Origin of the sequence: Mesorhizobium sp. GbtcB19 (genome assembly GCF_019091085.1) — a bacterium.
Taxonomy (GTDB): domain Bacteria; phylum Pseudomonadota; class Alphaproteobacteria; order Rhizobiales; family Rhizobiaceae; genus Mesorhizobium.
In genome coordinates, this window is the sequence record NZ_JAGXJY010000534.1 from 1 (window position 1) to 236 (window position 236).

The 236-nt window shown below is 66.9% G+C and carries 1 protein-coding gene; it reads right to left on the minus strand.

The genetic code is table 11. The annotated features are described in order from the left end of the window. Window positions 1-236: hypothetical protein (locus tag KVT37_RS32950; RefSeq protein ID WP_217579100.1), on the minus strand; the 236-nt coding region annotated here is incomplete at both ends.

Below are 236 nucleotides of genomic sequence, written 5' to 3' on the forward strand. Positions count from 1 at the left end.
CTGCCGCGAACCATGTCGTGCCGGCGGCGGAAGAACATCCGGCCGTCGACCCTGGCAGGCTTGAACCGGCGCGCCAAACCCAGCATCCTCTCGTAGTCCTGCGACCGGGCCAGGGTTTCGTTGGAGCCTCCGTCCTCGGCGTAGCATTCGTGGCGCACCAGCCGACCCGGCTGATGGTCGTGGCAATATTCGGGATGGGGCGGGACGAAATTGTCCTGGCCGGCATGGCCGGAGTC